Origin of the sequence: Aestuariivirga sp. (assembly GCF_047600585.1) — a bacterium.
Lineage (GTDB): Bacteria > Pseudomonadota > Alphaproteobacteria > Rhizobiales > Aestuariivirgaceae > Aestuariivirga.
The window spans coordinates 274,975-293,011 of record NZ_JASGKP010000001.1 but is presented as its reverse complement, the minus strand read 5'-3'; the positions used below and the strand labels follow the sequence as shown (position 1 = coordinate 293,011).

Annotated in this window: 12 protein-coding genes; 2 read left to right on the top strand and 10 right to left on the bottom strand. The window is 60.8% G+C overall.

The window, feature by feature from the left end; genetic code table 11:
- Positions 1-10: 10 nt before the first annotated feature.
- The 9 genes from QM801_RS01280 to QM801_RS01240 form a co-directional block, all read right to left on the bottom strand.
- Positions 11-7,945, bottom strand: a complete 7,935-nt coding sequence (locus QM801_RS01280; RefSeq protein ID WP_415017402.1) for a peroxidase family protein — start codon at positions 7,943-7,945, stop codon at positions 11-13.
- 500 nt (positions 7,946-8,445) lie between these two features.
- On the bottom strand, positions 8,446-9,456 hold the full coding sequence (locus QM801_RS01275) for a GlxA family transcriptional regulator (RefSeq protein WP_415017401.1): 1,011 nt from the start codon (positions 9,454-9,456) through the stop codon (positions 8,446-8,448).
- A gap of 28 nt (positions 9,457-9,484) precedes the next feature.
- Positions 9,485-10,885: an aminotransferase gene (locus QM801_RS01270; protein WP_415017400.1), complete on the bottom strand. Its 1,401-nt coding sequence runs from the start codon at positions 10,883-10,885 to the stop codon at positions 9,485-9,487.
- 112 nt (positions 10,886-10,997) lie between these two features.
- A complete protein-coding gene (locus QM801_RS01265; protein ID WP_415017399.1) occupies positions 10,998-11,531 on the bottom strand; it encodes a hypothetical protein in 534 nt (177 codons plus the stop codon).
- A gap of 136 nt (positions 11,532-11,667) precedes the next feature.
- Positions 11,668-12,420, bottom strand: coding sequence for an MBL fold metallo-hydrolase (locus QM801_RS01260; protein WP_415017398.1), 753 nt, complete (start codon positions 12,418-12,420; stop codon positions 11,668-11,670).
- 2 nt (positions 12,421-12,422) lie between these two features.
- Positions 12,423-13,451 (bottom strand): ABC transporter ATP-binding protein, encoded by a 1,029-nt coding sequence (locus tag QM801_RS01255; protein ID WP_415017397.1) that lies wholly within the window; start codon positions 13,449-13,451, stop codon positions 12,423-12,425.
- Complete coding sequence (locus QM801_RS01250; RefSeq protein WP_415017396.1) at positions 13,448-14,218, bottom strand: ABC transporter permease; 771 nt, start codon at positions 14,216-14,218, stop codon at positions 13,448-13,450. Before QM801_RS01250 ends, QM801_RS01255 begins: the two co-directional genes overlap by 4 nt.
- 1 nt (position 14,219) lies before the next feature.
- Complete coding sequence (locus tag QM801_RS01245) at positions 14,220-15,074, bottom strand: ABC transporter permease (protein WP_415017395.1); 855 nt, start codon at positions 15,072-15,074, stop codon at positions 14,220-14,222.
- Positions 15,071-16,102 carry a spermidine/putrescine ABC transporter substrate-binding protein gene (locus QM801_RS01240; protein ID WP_415020872.1) on the bottom strand — a complete coding sequence of 344 codons (1,032 nt, stop codon included), beginning with the start codon at positions 16,100-16,102 and terminating at the stop codon, positions 15,071-15,073. Before QM801_RS01240 ends, QM801_RS01245 begins: the two co-directional genes overlap by 4 nt.
- Positions 16,103-16,211: 109 nt before the next feature.
- Here QM801_RS01240 and QM801_RS01235 point away from each other — a divergent pair, with 109 nt between their 5' ends.
- Positions 16,212-16,838, top strand: a complete 627-nt coding sequence (locus QM801_RS01235; RefSeq protein WP_415017394.1) for a TetR/AcrR family transcriptional regulator — start codon at positions 16,212-16,214, stop codon at positions 16,836-16,838.
- A gap of 124 nt (positions 16,839-16,962) precedes the next feature.
- A complete protein-coding gene (locus QM801_RS01230) occupies positions 16,963-17,316 on the top strand; it encodes a hypothetical protein (protein ID WP_415017393.1) in 354 nt (117 codons plus the stop codon).
- A gap of 82 nt (positions 17,317-17,398) precedes the next feature.
- On the opposite strand, the gene QM801_RS01225 is transcribed toward QM801_RS01230, so the two are convergent.
- On the bottom strand, positions 17,399-17,845 hold the full coding sequence (locus QM801_RS01225) for a DUF411 domain-containing protein (protein ID WP_415017392.1): 447 nt from the start codon (positions 17,843-17,845) through the stop codon (positions 17,399-17,401).
- Positions 17,846-18,037 lie beyond the last annotated feature (192 nt).

Here is an 18,037-nt window from a genome sequence, read left to right as displayed (position 1 = left end):
TTACTGCAAATCACATGCCAAAGTCGGTTGTGGTGAGTTTGTGATCGCCGCGGATTTCGAAGTCGAAGTGGGTACCGCCACTGGTGACGCCATGGACTTCGGTATTTCCGCTTTCATTGTCGAAGTGCCACGCCACCTCGCCGTTCTGGGCCACTTCACCTTGCACAAGGTTAATGGTGCCTCCCATGAAGGCCTTCAGGTCGATCACGTCACCCGCTTCGAAGTTGTCGATCACGTCGTCATTCGCATGAGCGGCGGTCAGGAACACAACCGTGTCATGGCCCGCACCCGTGTCGATGTAGTTGTGGGCAGTAGATGCGTAGATCGTGTCGTTACCACTGCCAGTGCGGACGTTTTCAATCGACACGAGGGTATCGACGACACTTCCGATCGTGGCAGACCCGTTCGCACCTTCCACCAGCTTGACGACAATCGAGTTGGTGACGCCGGACATATCGAGGGTATCGCTCCCTTCGCCACCATCATAGAAGTCCCTGCCGTCGCTGCCGACAGAGGTGAAGAGGTCATTGCCACCTTCTCCGTAGTACTTGTCGTTGCCGTCACCGAATGCACCCACGAAGTGGTCGTGGCCATCGCCACCCTTGGCCGTGTCGTTGCCCCGCTTGGCGTCGATGAGGTCATCATCCGCCGTACCGGCAAGGGTTTCGCGCCTGTCGGTGCCTATGACCTCATGCAGGAGCTGGGCCGGAGCATTTCCGGCGCCAACGGTATTCACCACATCCTGCGGACGCAGCGTGCCGATCACCTGGTCAGTGCTCGCAGCACCGTTGAAAACGATGCGGTGCGCCGACGTCAGACCGCCAATGTCGACCTTGTCATCCGCTCCGCCATTGATGGTGATGGTGGAGTAGTTCAGGCCGGTGTTGGTGAAGTTACCCACGATCTGGACGGTGTCGCCGTTGAAGCCACCGGTGGTGCCGCCATTCGGAACGCCGTTTCCATCGTTTGCGGACACATCGAGGGTGTTGACCGTGATTTCCTCGATATTGTTCAACTCTGCCAGGACAGTTCCGCCCGTCAGCACACCGTTGGCAAAGGTACCATTGCGGGTGATGACGATCTTCGTGTTGGCATTGAGCCCGGTGATGCCGGCATGTGCGGCGCTGCTCTGGATGCCGTTTGCCGCATTGTTGTCCCAGTCATCCGTGTTGGAGAAGATGCGGAAAGTCTCCGCACCGTTGCTGCCGTTGAGGATGAAGCGGTCACCTGCAGAGCCCTGTGCACCACCATCAATGATGTCGCGCCCGCTGGTCACGGTGCCGCCACCACCACCGCCGCCGCCACCACCAGTGGTGACAGTATAGGAGATGATGTCATCTTCCCCACCGGCGGTGACGGTGTCGTTGCCGCCATTTGTCACGATCACGTCCTTGCCAGCGCCACCGAGGAAGGTGGTGATGGCATCGGTGCCGAGCAGGATGTTGCCGCTGCTGTTGGCCGTGAGGGTCGTCAGGCTGGTCTGCTGAACCAAGTTGACGGTTGCCGTCGGGCCTGTGTTCAACGTGTAGCTGAACGCGCCGCTGCCACCGTCGACGTCCCGCACCGTAGTGGTTGCTGAACCGTTCGAGTGGCCAAGCCCTTGGCCCACAAGTGTGACACCGTTCTGAGGATTGCCGATGCTGGACACCCGGAGGATGGTGTCCACATCGCTATCGTTGGCCAGAAGGGTCCAGTCCGCAATCGCGATGTTGGTGTTGGCTGCGAAGTTGGTGACAACGGTATCGTTGTTGACAACCGAGGCGTTGTCGATCGCCGTGATGTTGACCGTGGTCGTGGCCACCGGGCTGTCGAGCAGCCGGTCGTTGACCGTCACGTCGATGTGCCGCGATGTCGACTGACCATAGTTGGTCGGGTTTGGTCCGTCGTTCGAGAAGAGGATTGATTTCAGGGCTGTTTCGAAATCAGTCATGCTCGAACCGGCAGCGCTCGTGAGCGTGATCACGCCCGTTCCAACACCACTGGCCACAATGCCGCTCGGCAGACTGCCCGACATGGTCAGATGGTCACCGGCAACCGTTTCGCGAATGACGATCTTCGCTGAGTAGATCTTGTCGGTCGCATCCGGATCCGTGATCTTCGGCGTGGTGGTGATGGCCGCGGCCGCCGACAACTCGGTGTAGCTTGCGGTATTGGACGTGGACGTGTCCGCAGTCTTCGTCACCGTGATGTTGTCAATGAAGACATTGTCGGTGGCCGCACTCATAGACGACGCGACGAAGTAGACGCGCGCATTTGCGTTGAACATGGCCGACGGGATGTTGAAGGTGTGGTTTGTCGCCGCCGAATCTGCACCCGTTTGAATGGTGTAGAGCGGTACGTCGCCGTTGCCCGGGGTGTGATCGAGAACATAGACCCTCACGGTCTCATTCCCGCCGATGCCGGTCTGCCTCACATCGAAGCTGACGGTTGCCGACTCGACACCCGTCAAGTCCACGCCACGCGAAACAGTGGCGCCATTGTAAGCGTTTCCGATGCCGCCTGTGATGTGGAGACCGAGGTTGGTTGCCACACCGGAACCGATGGCATCCACCATGATCTGGCCGCTTGCTGGACTTCCCTGACCATTGCCGTCACCCGACTCCGACCAGTTGCCCGCCCAGGCCGTGCCACGTGCGTAAACGTTGACGTTGTTACCCGAGAAGTTGTCCGTGGTCAGCGGGATCACCACGATCGGATTGAAGTTCAGATCGAGCTTGGGCGCCTTGTCGAAGTAAACCTCGGGGCTGATCGTCTGGTCGGCAAACTTCAGCTTCTCCACACCGACGACGATGTCCGTGCCCTCGTTGACGAGCGGATTGCCGTTGGCGTCAAGCAGCGGATTGCCGGCGTTGTCGATGAACTCGTTCGCCGTGCGGTTGTCGGTGATTTTGACCGCAAAGACACTGCCCCAGTTGGTGTGGGGATTGCTTACGACGTTGCCGTTGATGTCGAGCGCCACGATTGTGTAGCGCGACATGTTGCCGGTATAGACGGCGGTATCGGACGATGCCGTGTCGGCACCACCATCACCCAGAACCGCATCCTTGAACTGGTCAGAGCGGAGCATGTCGGCAAAGTGGCGCTCGAAACCCGCCCCCACGCCGGCACCACCCAGCAGGCCGCCAGAGAGCACATCGGCATAGCCCACGCGATGCGAAGCACCCTGGTAGCGGGCGTCCATCAACGCGGTGTCGCTGGTGAGACCCCAGTTGTTGTTGTTGTGATCATAAGTCGAAGCAAAACCAGTGAGGATCGGCTGACCGTTCGCACCCTTCAAGGCAATGCCGTTGGCATCATACTGGACGCCCTTGTAGGTACCGATCAGAGTATCGAGCCGGATCGATCCACCGATGATCAGGTCGTTGCCGCCCGAGCCCTGCAGCGTGTCGTTGCCGGTGCCGCCGATCAGCCAGTTCTTGCCGGCAATGCTGGCATCAGCGCCGTTTCCGGCATCTGACGAGTCACTGCCGGTAAGCGTGTCGTCAGACACGGAACCGATGACGCCGTCGATCTGGAAGGACGGAAGCTGGACCGGCGTGCCGTTGACTGTGACATTCGGGTTCTGCTGGTTGCCGACATCGAAGGTGACGCCTCCGGGCCGCGCCGTGTTGTCGCTGAAGTCGATGAGGTCGAAGCCGGTGTCATTGACATCGACACCGTCGCCGCCGAGCACTTCATCGGTTCCGATCGTGAGTGCACCGGTGGGGTCGCCAGGGCGCAGGATGTCGTCGCCGTTGTTGCCGAAGAGTTGGTCCTGGTCGGCGCCGCCGATGACGAGGTCGTCACCATTGTCACCGTAGAGGATGTCACCACCGGAATTGCCTTCGACGATGTCGTTGCCGTCATCGCCATGGGTGAAGGGATCGGTATCCTGTCCGCCGACGATGTGGTCGTCACCTGAGCCGCCCGTCAGCTTGTCGATGCCCGTGCCGCCATCGATATAGTCGTTGCCGGAGCCGCCGATAACCTGGTCGGAACCATTGATGTCCGTGCCCGACGATTCGCCGTAGAGCTTGTCGTCGCCGGCACCGCCGTCGATCAGATCCGGGTTGTCGCCACCGAAGATGGTGTCGGCTCCCGTACCGCCATAGAGGCGGTCGATGCCATAACCACCGTAAAGAATGTCGTTGCCACCGTCACCGTACACGGTGTCGTCACCGCCCTGGGCATAGATCATGTCATTGCCCTTGGTGCCGGCGATAACCTCGTTGGACTCTGCGCCGGAGTTCGGCGTGCCGTCCAGGTTCACGAAGCCGTTCTGCCCATACAGACTGTTCGGGTCGGTATCGGCCAGTCGCGTGTCCTGGATGTAGGTCTGCAGACCATCGACCGTGTTGAGGCTGATGGTGTTTCCGTCATTGGCGTTGCTGAGCCCACCATTGGAGTAGACGCCCATCGCACCTGAATCGACGGCTGTGATGTTGCCGTACTTGTGCTCGTTGCCGGTGGTCAGGGCTTCCTGGTTGGGGCCGACGACCTCCTTCTTCGCGGCAAGATCGACGTACTGATCGGCATACCCGAAGATGTTGCCGTTGAGGTGCGTCAGCCCGGTATTGCGCTCCACGATGTCCTTGAGCTGGCCGTTGGCAACTTCCTGTCCGAACTGCTGTCCGGCAAGGCGGTAAAGGTAGTAGAAGCGATCGCCGTCCATCAGCGACTCGATCTGGGTAACGAACACCTTGTCGAAGGTTTCACCCAGGATGCCGCCCGGCTGATGGATTTCGGCGAGGCCACCAAGCCAAGTGTCGATCTTGTTGAAGCCAAGGTCACCGCCGTCGAGGAAGGCGAGAGCTGCAACCGCCGTCATTCCCATCGCTGCTGCGGAACCTTCCGCAATGGAGCCATCGGCGAGGCCAACGATGGCCTTCGCCCGGTCCATGTCGCCGTCGAAGGAATAGGCCGCGATGAAGTTCGCCAGCGATGTGGGGTGCTGCATGTTCTGGCCGAAGTCGGTCCAGCTCGTGTAGCGCACGAGGCCGATGGCCTCGCGGAAATCATTGAGTGTCGGGAGCCCGATGTCGCGGCCGCGCGCAATGTTGATCGCCGCGAGGTCAAGCGGCTGACCGAGAAGGCCCTGATTAAGGGCCGGCGTCACGAATTCGTCGACCTCGTTCATCTGCTGATGGGACATGCCGAGCAGGATCGATGCCGGTCCGAGTTCGCCATACTTGCCCGGATTGAGGAAGGCATCGCGGAGCGCGTAGCCCATGATCTTGCCGGTAAGGCCCCCAGTCGGATCGATGGTGTCAATCGTTTCGCGAAGAGTTGAGTGGCCGAATCGGAACGCTCCTTGGGCGTATTCAAGGGTAACGCCGGGATCCTTGTCCGGCGAATAGCCAACGAATTCCTGGATATTGGGCGTCACGTTGCGCGCATACTGGTCAACGGCAGCATGCTGGTATTCCATTTCCACGATCAGCTTCGTGGCGTTGAACATCTTCTCGTCATCCCACGCAACGGTGACATTCGAGGCCACTGCATAACCGAGGGAATTTCCGTTGGTGCCGAAGATCTGAACGTCGGTCGGATTCACCTTCGCCTGGGTCAGGGAACCGGCAACATAGACGTAGTCGCCAAGCGAGTTCATGCGGGTCGTTGCGATCTGGAAGCCGTGCAGCTTGGTGTGGGCCGTATCATTGGTAGCCACGTCCTGGGTGTGCAGGGCTTCAATCAGGTTCTGGACCTGGAAGTTGTGTTCTTCGTGGAAGATGTGATGGACGGACGTGAGACCGAAGTTTTCGTTCACGCGGCCGTCACCGGCGATGTAGTGGTCACCCACCGACGCCATGAGGATTTCACCAACTGCGGCATGGGCAGCGGAAGAAATGCTGGCGTTGATGGTGCCTGCATGTGTCTGCATGATGCTGAAGTTGGAGAAGTCGACCCACGGATAGAGCGCGCTGGCGCCGGTCAGCGTCATCGGGCCATTCGGGCCCGGAATGCCGGACAGGGTCAGGATGCCGTTCTGGATCGAAAGGCCGGCACCGTTTCCATAGGTCGCCTTGACGTCGGCGTCGAGCGCCGCAATCGCTGCATCCACCTTTGCCACCTGGGCTGCGGTTGCGTAGCTGATTTCGTTGGCGTCCTTGACGCCGTCGCCGTCCTTGTCGTTGAAGCCGTGCAGATGACCGATGTCGAAGCGCGGATTCATGTCGAGAATGAGCGCGGAACCGCTCAGGCCGGTGGTAACGTGGCCGGCAGCGTCACGGTTGCGCAGATTCGAAATGTCTTCCCAGCTCAAGTCGTCCCGACCGGTATCGACGATGTGCTGACGCAGTTCCGCAAGGGTCGGCAGTGTGGCATTCGTCATGGTGCCGTCCGGCTTCTTCCACGCGGTTTCCAGCGTGTGGCCGTCGAACATCGACATGCCGGCATGATAACCCGTCCCGCCGTTAGCGTCCTTGACCCATTCGCGCAGCAGGGTGGTGAGCTGACTGTTCGAGCCATAGGTCTGGCTCTGGTCGATAAAGGGCGAGGTGTGGTTCACATACTGCGGCGTGCCATCGGGGCTGACCGAGTCAACGGTGGCGCGATTTATGGTGATGGAGGTTACCGGATTGCCGTCAGGACCGATCATTCCATAGAGCGGATCATCCACGGCGAGCGCGATCTGGATCGTGGATCCCTGGCCGCCCTTGTCGATGAAGTCGAGTCCGTGATCGAAGAACTGCCCGAACAGGACGAAGAAGCCATTGGACGGGGAGACGCCGGGGTTCAGGCCGCCAATGAAGTGATCATCCTGGCCGGCAGACGCGTTCAAGCGGGCCTGCGTATCAACCTGGCCAAGGCCGCCATCGGCGACGGTCTTGAGCTGACCCCAATCCAGCACCTTGGCCACGCCGGTGTTGGGATCGTAGTAGATTTCGTTGGCCATATGCTTGGAGGCATTGGCGTCGTTCTGGTGATTGGCCCAGGTGTCATATTGTACGTCAGCCGTCGTTGTGGTGCGGCTGATCATGCGCGGCGTGTAGTCCACGACGCTGTCCCACGGATTGTGATAGTCGGCTGCTGTCGTCACGCCGTTCGTGATGGTGCGATAGGTGCCTTGGGTGCCGACGGTGCCGCTCACCAGGCCCTTGAAGCTGTGCGCGAGATGATCTTTGCCGTCGGTGGCGAAGTGGATCGACGTCGTGGTGTCAAGCTCGCCACCCGAAAGCGATGTCGTGGTGGGGCCATGGGTGACGGCAGTGCTCTGAACGACCGGCGCCGTCTGGGTGATGTTGACATCTGTCGACGTTGCGGTGGGACCACCGTTGCCGATCGTCGTCACTGTCGTGACCTTGTCATAGACAAAGGTCGACGTCGTCACCGTCGTGTCGGCCGACGATTCCGTGATGGTCACTGTTTTGTGGTGACCGTCCTTCACTTGCTTGTTCAGAACGGAGGCCGTGCTGATGGTGGTGCCTGTTCCCAGCTCGTCCGTCACGTTCTTGGTGATCGTGATGCCGGCGACAGTGGAGGTGCTGGTGTTTTGCGTGTTGGACACCGAGACAAGCGAGGTCTGGTCGGTGTGCGCCAGAACTTCTGGTGCGAGTGGGGTGAACACCGTATCAGCGGGAACATTCAGCACTTCCTGCGCGTAATTGGTGAAATTGGCGGGAACCGTCCTCGGGAATTCGAAGCCGGCCTGGCCCCAATGAGCATGAATGGGCGTGAGGTTGTTGTTGAAGCCGGAGGGATCGCGAAGACCGGAAAGATCCGTGGTGTTCTGGTATGAGGTGCCCACCAGAGCAATGGCTGCGAGTGCAGCAGCATCGCCGGCGACCGTGCCGCCCGTCGCGAGGAGACGCCCGTAAGCGTTGTACACGCGGCCGGTGCCATCCCAGTTGATGATGACGTTTCCGGCAGCATCAAACAGGGGAATGAAATTGACTTGATCCAGAAGGAACTGGATGTCCGTATTGTCGATTACAAATGGCTTCAGAGACGGATCCGTGATGGTCATGACAATTCTCTCCCGTCACACGAATTGACTTCGCGCGTTCAAACGATTCTGGTTTTCAGGTAGTGCGCCCCGGCCCATGACGCCCGGTTCTGATGATCAGCGAACCGGTGCTGCCTTCCTGCTCTCCTCGGGCCTGGTGAAGGCCTGAAGCCACAAGTGCCGGATTAGCGAAACGGTAAATTCAGGGCCGCCGGCCCCAAATGCGAGTCTTAGCCAAGTCCAGTCCCCGGTTGCACGCCTCGACCCCCTCGAGGTGTTAGGTATTGCCGCTGGAGTTGAACTCATCAGCAACACCAAAGTGTACAACCAAGGTTAAACTTCGACACAATCTGTATGAGAGTCAATATCCGATTTGCATGTTTTTAAGATTTGATTAACGCAACAGACCCGCAAAAACGTGGGAAAAAACCCATCCAAGGTTGCAAAGGAATTAGTCGTAACAGGGCACACTGCTTAAGTGTGACGCGGCCCTCACGGCCGACAATGAAGTTTCGCCGGTGTCATACACTTTGGTGGGGCCCGTTGGTGCGAAGCCTGAATTCGCTGGGATTTACACCAAAATGGGCGCGGAAGATGCGGCTGAAATGGGTCTGGCTGTCATAGCCGAAGGCCACCGCAATCTGCATGATCGATTGCGATGTGTGCTCCACGAAGAGCCTCGCCTTCTCAAGGCGGATGCGCTGCAGCGCCTTGCTTGGGCCATAGCCCAGCTCCTGATTGAAGAGCCGTTCGAGCTGCCGGCTTGAGACGCCGACACGTTTTGCAATCGCTTCGACATCGCCTTTCTGATGCGCAAGCTCCTCCATCAGCAGCAAGGCGAACTTCACGCGCGCATCCTTCACCAGCGGAAGATTGAGCGGCAGCCGTGCCTGAATGTCGGAGCCGTCGCGCGGGCGTTCGATCTGGAGAATTTCCATGGCGTTCCGTGCTGCCGTTTCCCCGACGTGCTTCTTCACGATCCACGCCGCGAGATCGGCAACCGCCGTTCCCCCTGCGCAGGTGGTGATACCACCATCCTCGAGGAACAGGCGGTGCGAGACGTGTGCGATGTCGGGAAAGGCCTGTTCGAAATCCTCGCGGTGCAGCCAGCTCACGCAGGCCGTCTTGCCAGTGAGAAGCCCGGCCTCCGCCAGCACGAAGCTTCCCGTGCAGAGGCCGACGACGGGCGTTCCTTTGGCGGCCCTGGTCTTGAGAAACGTCATCAGCGCAGGGCTCAGGCGCTCTTCAACGGTGAGCCTGCCACCCACGACCACGAGATATTCATACTGCATCCGCTCATGCAGGCGGGCCGTGGGCGCAACGGGAACGCCGGAACTGGACTGGATGAGCTGCGCATCGTCGCTCACCACGTCCCAGTCCACATACTTGCGCCCCGAACGGTCGAGCTCGTCGCTGGCAAGCCGCAGCGTGTCGACAAAGAGCGCGAAGGCACTGAGGGTGAAGTTGCGGGTAAGCATGATGCCCACGCGCAGGGGCTTCACGCTTGCGCCTCTGCCGGCCTGCTTCGTCATGCCAACATCCCGTCACCGTACAGCAGCGTCAGATCGCCCCTTCCCGCACCAGCTCGTCCGTGACCTGACGGATGGCGGCACCCAACGTATCCACGACGAAGTCGACATCGCCCTTCGTGATGGTGAGGGGCGGCGAGAGAACATCGAGATGGCCGATAGGCCGCACCATCAGGCCGTTGGCCTCGCAAAGATTGGAAATGCGCTTCGAGATGTGGACATCATCGGGAAGCTTCTCGCGCGTAGTCTTGTCCTTCACGTACTCGACACACATCATCAGCCGCTTGCCGCGCACGTCCCCCACGATGGGAAGGTCGCTCAAGCCCTTCAGGCGTTCCTCGAGATAGTCACCGACGCGGGCGGCATTGCCGCACAGGTCCTCACGCTCGATGATCTCGATATTCTTGAGCGCCACCGCGGAGGCCACGGGGTGTCCGGCATAGGTATAGCCATGGGTGAACCACACATCAGGGTCCGGCGCCGAGATCAACTCATGCACCGCATCGGAATAGATGACGGCGGAGAACGGGATGTAACCGGAGGTGAGGCCCTTCGCACAGATGATGATGTCCGGCTCGATGCCGAAGACATCCTGCGAGGCAAACATGTGACCAAGGCGGCCGAAGGCCACCACCACTTCATCGGCGATGAAAAGAATGCCGTTCTTCGTGCAGAGTTCGCGCATGCGCGGCAGGTAGTTTGGCGGCGGAATGGTGACGCCGCCCGAGGCCTGCGCCGGTTCGGCGATAAAGGCCGCGATGTTTTCCGCGCCCAGCTCCTCGATCTTCTGGCGGAATTCTTCCACGAGGAAATCGGAAAACTCCTCCAGCGTCATGCCCTCGGGCCGGCGGTAGGGATAGGGCGCGGAGAGATGATGCACCAGGTCGGGCACATACTTGAAGTGTTCGGACTGGTCGCCCTCGCGGCGGCCCACCGTCATGCCGAGATAGGTGGAGCCGTGATAGGAGTTCTTGCGCGAGATGATGTAGCGGCGGCTCGGCTGCCCGCGCCGTGACTGGCAGAAATGCGCAAGGCGGATGGCGGTATCAACCGCACAGCTTCCGGAATTGGCATAGACGACATGATTGAGGGAACCGGGGGCGAGGCTTGCAAGCTTGGCGGCCAGTTCCGTGGCCGGCGGATTGGTGACGTCGACGAAGACGTTGGAATAGCAGAGCTGCATCGCCTGCTCTGCCATGGTCTCGGCAATCTCGCGGCGGCCATAGCCGACATTGACGCACCACATGCCGCCGATGCCGTCGAAATAGCGCTTGCCGTTCACATCACGCAGGAAACAGCCGTCGCCTTCCACGATGACGAGCGAACCCTCCTTCCTGAAACTGTCGAAATGGGTGAAGGGATGGAGGAAGTGGTCGTGGTCCTTCTGCCAGAGGTCCTGTGCGTTGAAGCGGTTGCTGGCGGTGTGAAGCATGATGCGAATGTCCTTTGCGTTTTCATAAACGCATGGAAGCAGGCGCAAGTCCACCCCCGCCCCGGTTGCAGGGATTTGCCAAAATGTAATCCCGAGGACGATCCTGAAAGCGCTATTGCGCGCCCTCATCGGTGAGCGACATGACCTCTGCCACGCGGCCCTTCTTCACGAGGCACTGCCACTTCGCCTTGTCAGGACCGACGCCGATTGTGACGTTGTTGTTCGCTTCGGCACTGGTGGCGGTGAGGACCACAACCGAGTTCTTGGTCTTGCGCTTCACGGCCTTGAGACAGGCCTTCTGGTCGGAGCGCGGCACGCCGCCGATGGAGCCATCGGCATTGGGTGCTGCACTGGTGCTGGTCACTTGGCAGATATCGCCCGGTGTCGTGCTCACGAAGACCTGCGCGCCATCGCGGCCCATGTCGACGGTGACGCCATTGGACACGGAGCGCCACGACGTGCTGCTCAGGGTCTGGACGGCGACACCCATGCCGTTCACCTCCACCTTGCCGCTGCCGTTCGAGGTGACGGCGAGGCCGGCGGGGCATGACGCGGTGAATTTTGGCGGAGCGGCGGCGAGGGCGGCGGATGCCGCAACGGCCAGTGCAGCTGCGGTCATTCCCGCGGCAAGGACATGTTTCTTCATGGGTTTGCTCCTGAGACTGAACATCCGTCCGAAGCAAAGCATCATCCCGCAGGCTGCGCAGGGTCAAATGAGTAAAGCTGCAGTGAATGCCCGCTAGATTGAAACCCATTCATACGAAGGACAGGCTATGCAGCCTCTACGGCGTGGCGGAGAGGTGGCACCCTGGCGCGCGGCGTCCAGCGAGATATTCATCGATCAATTGCCGGTAACGGGTGCGGCCAAAGCTCGGAAAATGCCCGCCATGCACGACCGCAACCGGGAGCGTTGCCAGCCGCTCAAGCGTCGCGGCATAGGCAGCGAGATCGGAATGATAGGTATCGTCAATGAGCGGACCATCATAGATGATGTCGCCCGAGAGAAAGATGCCGGTCTTTTTCTCGAAGAGGCCGATGCCGCCGGGTGAGTGGCCCGGCGTATGAATGACTTCGAAATGCCGGTCGCCAAGGTCGATCACGTCACCGCCGCGCAATTGCCTCTCCGGCCTAGCAGGACGCACGCGATACGTCTCCTGCGCCCAGCCCTTCGGCATGCGGTCGAACATTGCGTCGGTGGCATAGCGGTCCGCAAGCGTCCATTCATTGCGCGGGTCTGCGAGAATGGCGACCTCCGCTTCATGCACGGCGCAGTGCCCGAATTCGTGATGGCAGCCGATATGGTCAAAATGGGTGTGGCTTGCCACGCAGGTGAGCGCGCGTTCCGTCACCAGCGGCACATGATCCCGCAGGCTGAAATGCCCGAGCCCTGTATCAAACAGCAGATCACGGTCTCGGCCGCGCACGTGCCACATGTTGCAGCGGAAGAACGGCTTGATCCACGGCTCATGGATGAGGGTGACGTCATCGGAAAAACGGATCGTCTCATACCACTGTGCGGCATCCACCTGTTCCATCGTCAGTCTCCGAGCAGGACGAGACGGGCGGGATCGGCGCTGATCTTCACGGCCTGCCCTTCCCCGATGGGCGTCTCCGCGGCAAGACGGCACAGCACAACGAGGCCCGGCTCTCCGTTCACGGCAAAGCTCACGCGCTTGAAGCTGCCCTGATAGACCACGTCGCGCACGGTGGCATCGGATCCCGCTCCCAGCGTCACATGCTCGGGCCGCAGGGCAAGATGGGCTTCAGCACCTGCGGCCACGCCCTCCACAGCGAATGTTCCAAGCGCCGTCGCCACCCTGCCCGGCGTAATGCCCCGGCCAGTGAGAATGGTGCTTTCGCCCATGAAGGTGGCGGAGAAGCGCGTTGCCGGACGGGCATAGACGCGTTCCGGCGTGCCTTCGTCCTCGATCCGTCCGTTGTTCATAACGACCACATGATCGGCCAGCGCCATGGCTTCTTCCTGATCGTGGGTCACATGCACGAAGGCCGTGCCGACGCGCTTCTGGATGGCCTTGAGCTCGTCCTGCATCTGGCGGCGGAGCTTGAGATCGAGCGCGCCCAGCGGCTCGTCGAGCAACAGAACGGCAGGTTCCACCACCAGCGCACGGGCCAGCGCCACGCGCTGCCGCTGCCCGCCCGAGAGCTGATGTGGCTTCTTGTCGAAGGCCTGCTCCAGCCCCACCACGGCCAGCATCTCGCGCGCCTTCCGGTCGCGTTCGTCACGCGGCACGCCCTTCATGCGCAGACCGAAGCCGACGTTGTTGCCGATGCTCATGTGGGGAAAGAGCGCGTAATCCTGGAACACGGTTGTGGTGGGGCGCTTGGCCGGCGCAAGGGCGGTGCAATCCACGCCATTGATCTCAATGCGGCCGTCATCCGGCACAAGGAAACCACCCAGCACGGAGAGCAGCGTCGTCTTGCCCGATCCGGACGGGCCGAGCAGCACGGTGTAGCTGCCGGGATCGATCTGCATCGAGACATTGTCCAGCGCCTGATGCGTACCGAAACGGTGACTGACGCCGCGCACGGAAACGAGTGTGGTCATTGCGGACGCTTCCTGAAGGCGACGAGTTCGAAGATGATGGCCATCACGACCGAGACTCCGAAGACGAGGGAGCCCACGGCATTCGTCTTGGGATTGAGCCCGGCCCTGAGCAGGTTCCAGATTTCCACGGGCAGCGTGGTGTCGAAGCGGGTCAGGAGGAACGAGATGATGAACTCGTCCCACGAGAAGGTCATGGAGAGGAAGAAGCTGGCAAAGAGCGCGGGCCAGAGCATGGGTGCGGTCACCTGCGTCAGCACCTGCCACTCTCCTGCCCCGAGATCACGCGCGGCGCGTTCGATGTTGGCCTGATGATCGCCCATCTGGCTGTAGATGATGGCGAAGCAGAGCGGAAGATTGATCACCACGTGGCCGACGCCAGCCGCCAGCAGCGATTTCGGCACGCCCACCGCCGTGAAGGTGACGAGGAGCCCCATGCCGATGATGAGATAGCTCACGGTGAGCGGCAAGGTAATCAGACCGCGCAGCAGGGCCGAGGCCGGCAGCATGAAGCGGGCAAAGCCCCACGCCGAGAGAAAGCCGAGAAGCGTCGCGAGGGCCGAAGAGATGATGGCAACGGCAATCGAATGGGCGAGACCGGAGGTGAGGCGGCCGTCCGACAGCACAGCCTCGTACCAGCGGAGCGACGGCCCGGTGAAGGGCGGAATGGGAAAGAGGCTGCCTTGGAACGAGAACAGCACCAGCACCGCGACCGGCAGGAAGACGAAGAGATAGACGAGTGCGGCATAAACAGTGGCGGCGATACGCATCTCAGGCCCTCTCGATCTTGAGCCAGCGGGCGCAGGCGATATAGGCCACGGTGACAACCGCCATGAGCAGGATGGAGAGCGCCGAGGCCGAACCGAAATCGCCGCGCCGTCCGATCTGCATCATGATGAGCTGAGGCATGAGGAGTTCGTTGTTGCCGCCCAGGATCTGCGGCGTGATGTAATCACCGATTGCCAGCACGAAGGTGAGGAAGGCCCCCACCATGATGCCCGGAAGCGTCAACGGCAGCACCACATGGATGAAGGACTGCATCGGCCCCGCCCCGAGGTCGGCGGCGGCCTTGCGGTAATTGGGCGAGAGCTGCTTCAGGTTGGCATAGATGGTGAGGGTGAGCAGCATCACGAAGAAATGCACGAAGCCGATGACGGTGGCGGCGCGCGTGTTGGCGAGTTGCACAGGGTCGGAGAGAAGCCCTGACGCCACCAGCGCCTTGTTGATCACGCCCTGTTCGGCGAGAACGAGAAGCCAGGCATAGGAGCGAACCACGTAAGAGGTCCAGAACGGCAGCACCGCCAGCATGAGCGCCAGCCGCTGCCAGCGCTCCGGCACCACGAAGGCGAGAATCCAGGCGAAGGGATAGGCCAGCAGCACCGAAATCACGGTGACGATCGCCGTCACCTCGAGCGAGTTGGTCATCGCCCGCCAGTAGCTCGGATTGCTGAAGAACTGGCTGTAGTTGCCGAGCCCGTTGCCCGCGCCCTTCACTGAGAAGCTGATCAGCACCATGCCGAGAAAGGGAATCGCAAAGAACAGAACGGTCCACAGCAGCGCGGGCGAGACGGCAAGCCATCCCGCCCGGTTCTGTGGCCCCCGGTCTTGTCTTGCGAGGCCGCTCACTGGGACTGCAGCATCTCGGTCCAGAGATCCTGCATCTTCTTGTCGAGCGCTTCATCGGGCGCCGGATAGGGCTGCGCCCGCTTCAGGAAGTCCGGCTGCTCGGCAAAGCGCAGGATCTTCTTCTGGTCATCGCTGAGGGCGGCCTTGCTGTTGGACGGCATGCCCCAGTAGCAGGAGGAGGTGGCGAGCCGCGCCTGGCCTTCGGGGCTCAGGATGTACTGGATGAACTTCAGCGCCATCTCCTTGTTCTTGCTGTCCTTGAACATGGCAAGCGACTGCGACCAGAGAACAGCGCCTTCCTTGGGGATGGAGAAATCGAGATCGGGATTGTCCTTGGCAATGCCGGCGGTCACCCACTCGCCGCCACCCACCAGAACATCCGCCTCGCCGGTGGCAAGCGCCGTCTGGCTGGCGGCCACGTCGGTCACGGCCTTGGCGTTGGCCTTCATCTTGAGCAGCACGTCCTTGAGCGCCGGAAGATCGGCCTCCGTGAGTTCGGACGTCTTCTTGCCGATCGCCATGGCGGCCATGCCGATCACCGGCAGATAATAGTCATAGATGGCGATGCGGCCCTTGTACTTGGGATCGGTGAGGGCCGCGAGCGACTGCATGTCGTTCACGTCCACCTTGGCCTTGTTATAGCCGATGGTGTTGTAGCCGAACTTCTCGGTGATGCCGTAGCGCTTGCCGTCCACCTTGGTCTTGCCGTCCATCACCACTTCAGGGAAGAGATCGGCGAAGGGCAGCTTGTCCTCGGGCAGCGGATCGAAGAGACCCTTCTCCACGCCGCGCGGCACGTCGATCGAGTCGATCACCATCACATCCCAGTCGCCCGGCTGCGATTGGTCCACGATGGCGAAGCCTGCGCCCGTTCCTTCGAATTCCTTGACGTTGACCTTGATGCCGTTGGCATCCTCGAAGGGCTTGAGCAGGTTGGGGTCGGAGTGATCGCACCAGACGAGCGCGTTGAGGTCAGCGGCCATCGCCTGTCCGCCCAGCCAGAGTCCGGCCAGTGCAGCAGCCGACATCTTCAGAAATGCACGGAGAGTCATTCTTTCCATTCCCTGTTTGTGTTTTTTGCAAAATTGAACGAATTACAAAATTGAGTCAATTCCAAAAATGTGGCACTCTGCCCAAATGGCGGGCCTCAGAGCAAAGCAGAAAGCCGACCGGCACACACGCATTCTTGAAGCGGCAACAGAGTTGTTCCGCGAGCACGGCTATGATGCGGTGAAGATGGAAACCATCGCCGCCAACGCCGAAGTCTCGATCGGCACCATCTACAATTACTACCAGAACAAGGGCGATCTTCTCGTCGCCATCGTCGCCATGGAAGTGAACGAGGTGCTGGCCTCGGGCGAGAAGGTGATTGCGCGCCGGCCCAAGGATGCGGGCGAGGCGATCGTCAAGCTGATGGCGAATTATGTGGAGCACTCGCTCGTCTACCTGAACAAGGAGATGTGGCGCCACGCCATGGCGATCTCCACCCAGCAGCCGGAAAGTCCCTTCGGGCAAACCTTTTCCACCCTCGACATCGCGCTCGCGCGGCAGACCTGCAAGCTGGTGGAAGCCCTGCAGGCAGATGGCGCGATCCGCAAGGGTGTCGACGCCCGCGCCCTCGCCGAACTTGTGTTCAACAACACCAACATGATGTTCATCATCTTCATCAAGTCGGAGGAGATGACGGTGAAGGACCTGATGGAGCGGATCAGGAAGCAGACGCTGCCCGTGCTGCGCGCCCTCACACCCGCAGCAAGGGCCTGAAAGACCTCCGTTTCCACTTTTCAGCAGAGACTAAGGGAACCGCTCCTGCAGCAGGCGCATTGTTGGGGAGCGGCTTTGTCCGTGAGGTTGCATGCATTCAAGCGGGCACAACAAGGAGTTCACCATGACGTCCACCGATCCCAATCGTGATCCCTCCGGGCGGCCTACCATCCGGAACGTCAATTCCGGCAGCGGGGCCGGTACCATTGCACTGGTTGCGGCCGTGATTGCCGTGCTGATCATCGGCTTCCTGATCATGAACCGGAACAGCACCACGCCGACCTCGAGCACCACGACAACCACGCAGGAAAACACCACCACGCCTCCTGCCACCACAACCGAGCCGGCACCGGCGCCTGCACAGACCCAGGAGACGACCCCTGCTCCTGCAACGCCGGCTCCCGACACCACGGCTCCAGCCCAAGACAACACACAGGGCACGACCCCGGCCCCTGCAACGCCTCCCGCCAACCCGTAAGGCGGGCGGAACGGACACCTGAAATCTGGCACGCGAGGCCTGCCGTCCACCCGGACGGTGGGCCTTTCCTTTTGCGGACTGCTTAGTGGCTCTCGTAGACCGTTGGGTCCGCATTATCCGAGAGCAGAAACACGTCATAATTTCCGCTGCCCGGTGCGCCCATGCCGGGCGAGCCTGTGGGCATGCCGGGCACCGCGAGGCCCACGGCGCCGACGGGCGGACCGCTGAGGAACCGGATGACATCGGCCGAGGGAATATGCCCCACGAACGCAAAGCCATCGGCAATGGCCACGTGGCAACTGGTCATTTGCGACAGCGCCTGCGGCAGGCGGCTGTTGTAGTCGGGATCATCCATCACCGAGACTTCGAAGCCCGCGGCCTGCATGTGCTGCACCCAGGCTTCGCAGCAGCCACACCCCGGGCTGCGGTAGACATTCAGCTTGGGAAGCGTTGCAGCTTCAACCGGAGAGGGAAGGAGTGATGCAGCGGTGACACTGATCATGCTCGAGAGCAGGGAGCGGCGTTTCATGGGAGGTCGTCCTTTGCGCAGTGGCAGGGCAGAATTGCCGAGACCATCACAGGACCATACGCAGCGTCCTTGCGCCATGACGCACATCAAGCCCTCTCTCGTTGAAAGATTTTTTCACAACCACCTCAGGCTTCAAACGCGCAGAGAAAAAGCAGATTTCAACGGGGCCGCCTCCACACTTCTTCCGTGTAC

What these genes read in the sequence shown, in the direction of transcription:
- QM801_RS01225 (WP_415017392.1), bottom strand. Translation starts at nt 17,845, where the DNA reads ATGAAACGCCGCTCCCTGCTCTCGAGCATGATCAGTGTCACCGCTGCA.
- QM801_RS01255 (WP_415017397.1), bottom strand. Translation starts at nt 13,451, where the DNA reads ATGACCACACTCGTTTCCGTGCGCGGCGTCAGTCACCGTTTCGGTACG.
- QM801_RS01270 (WP_415017400.1), bottom strand. Translation starts at nt 10,885, where the DNA reads ATGCTTCACACCGCCAGCAACCGCTTCAACGCACAGGACCTCTGGCAG.
- QM801_RS01230 (WP_415017393.1), top strand. Translation starts at nt 16,963, where the DNA reads ATGACGTCCACCGATCCCAATCGTGATCCCTCCGGGCGGCCTACCATC.
- QM801_RS01280 (WP_415017402.1), bottom strand. Translation starts at nt 7,945, where the DNA reads ATGACCATCACGGATCCGTCTCTGAAGCCATTTGTAATCGACAATACG.
- QM801_RS01275 (WP_415017401.1), bottom strand. Translation starts at nt 9,456, where the DNA reads ATGACGAAGCAGGCCGGCAGAGGCGCAAGCGTGAAGCCCCTGCGCGTG.
- QM801_RS01240 (WP_415020872.1), bottom strand. Translation starts at nt 16,102, where the DNA reads ATGTCGGCTGCTGCACTGGCCGGACTCTGGCTGGGCGGACAGGCGATG.
- QM801_RS01265 (WP_415017399.1), bottom strand. Translation starts at nt 11,531, where the DNA reads ATGAAGAAACATGTCCTTGCCGCGGGAATGACCGCAGCTGCACTGGCC.
- QM801_RS01235 (WP_415017394.1), top strand. Translation starts at nt 16,212, where the DNA reads ATGGCGGGCCTCAGAGCAAAGCAGAAAGCCGACCGGCACACACGCATT.
- QM801_RS01250 (WP_415017396.1), bottom strand. Translation starts at nt 14,218, where the DNA reads ATGCGTATCGCCGCCACTGTTTATGCCGCACTCGTCTATCTCTTCGTC.
- QM801_RS01260 (WP_415017398.1), bottom strand. Translation starts at nt 12,420, where the DNA reads ATGGAACAGGTGGATGCCGCACAGTGGTATGAGACGATCCGTTTTTCC.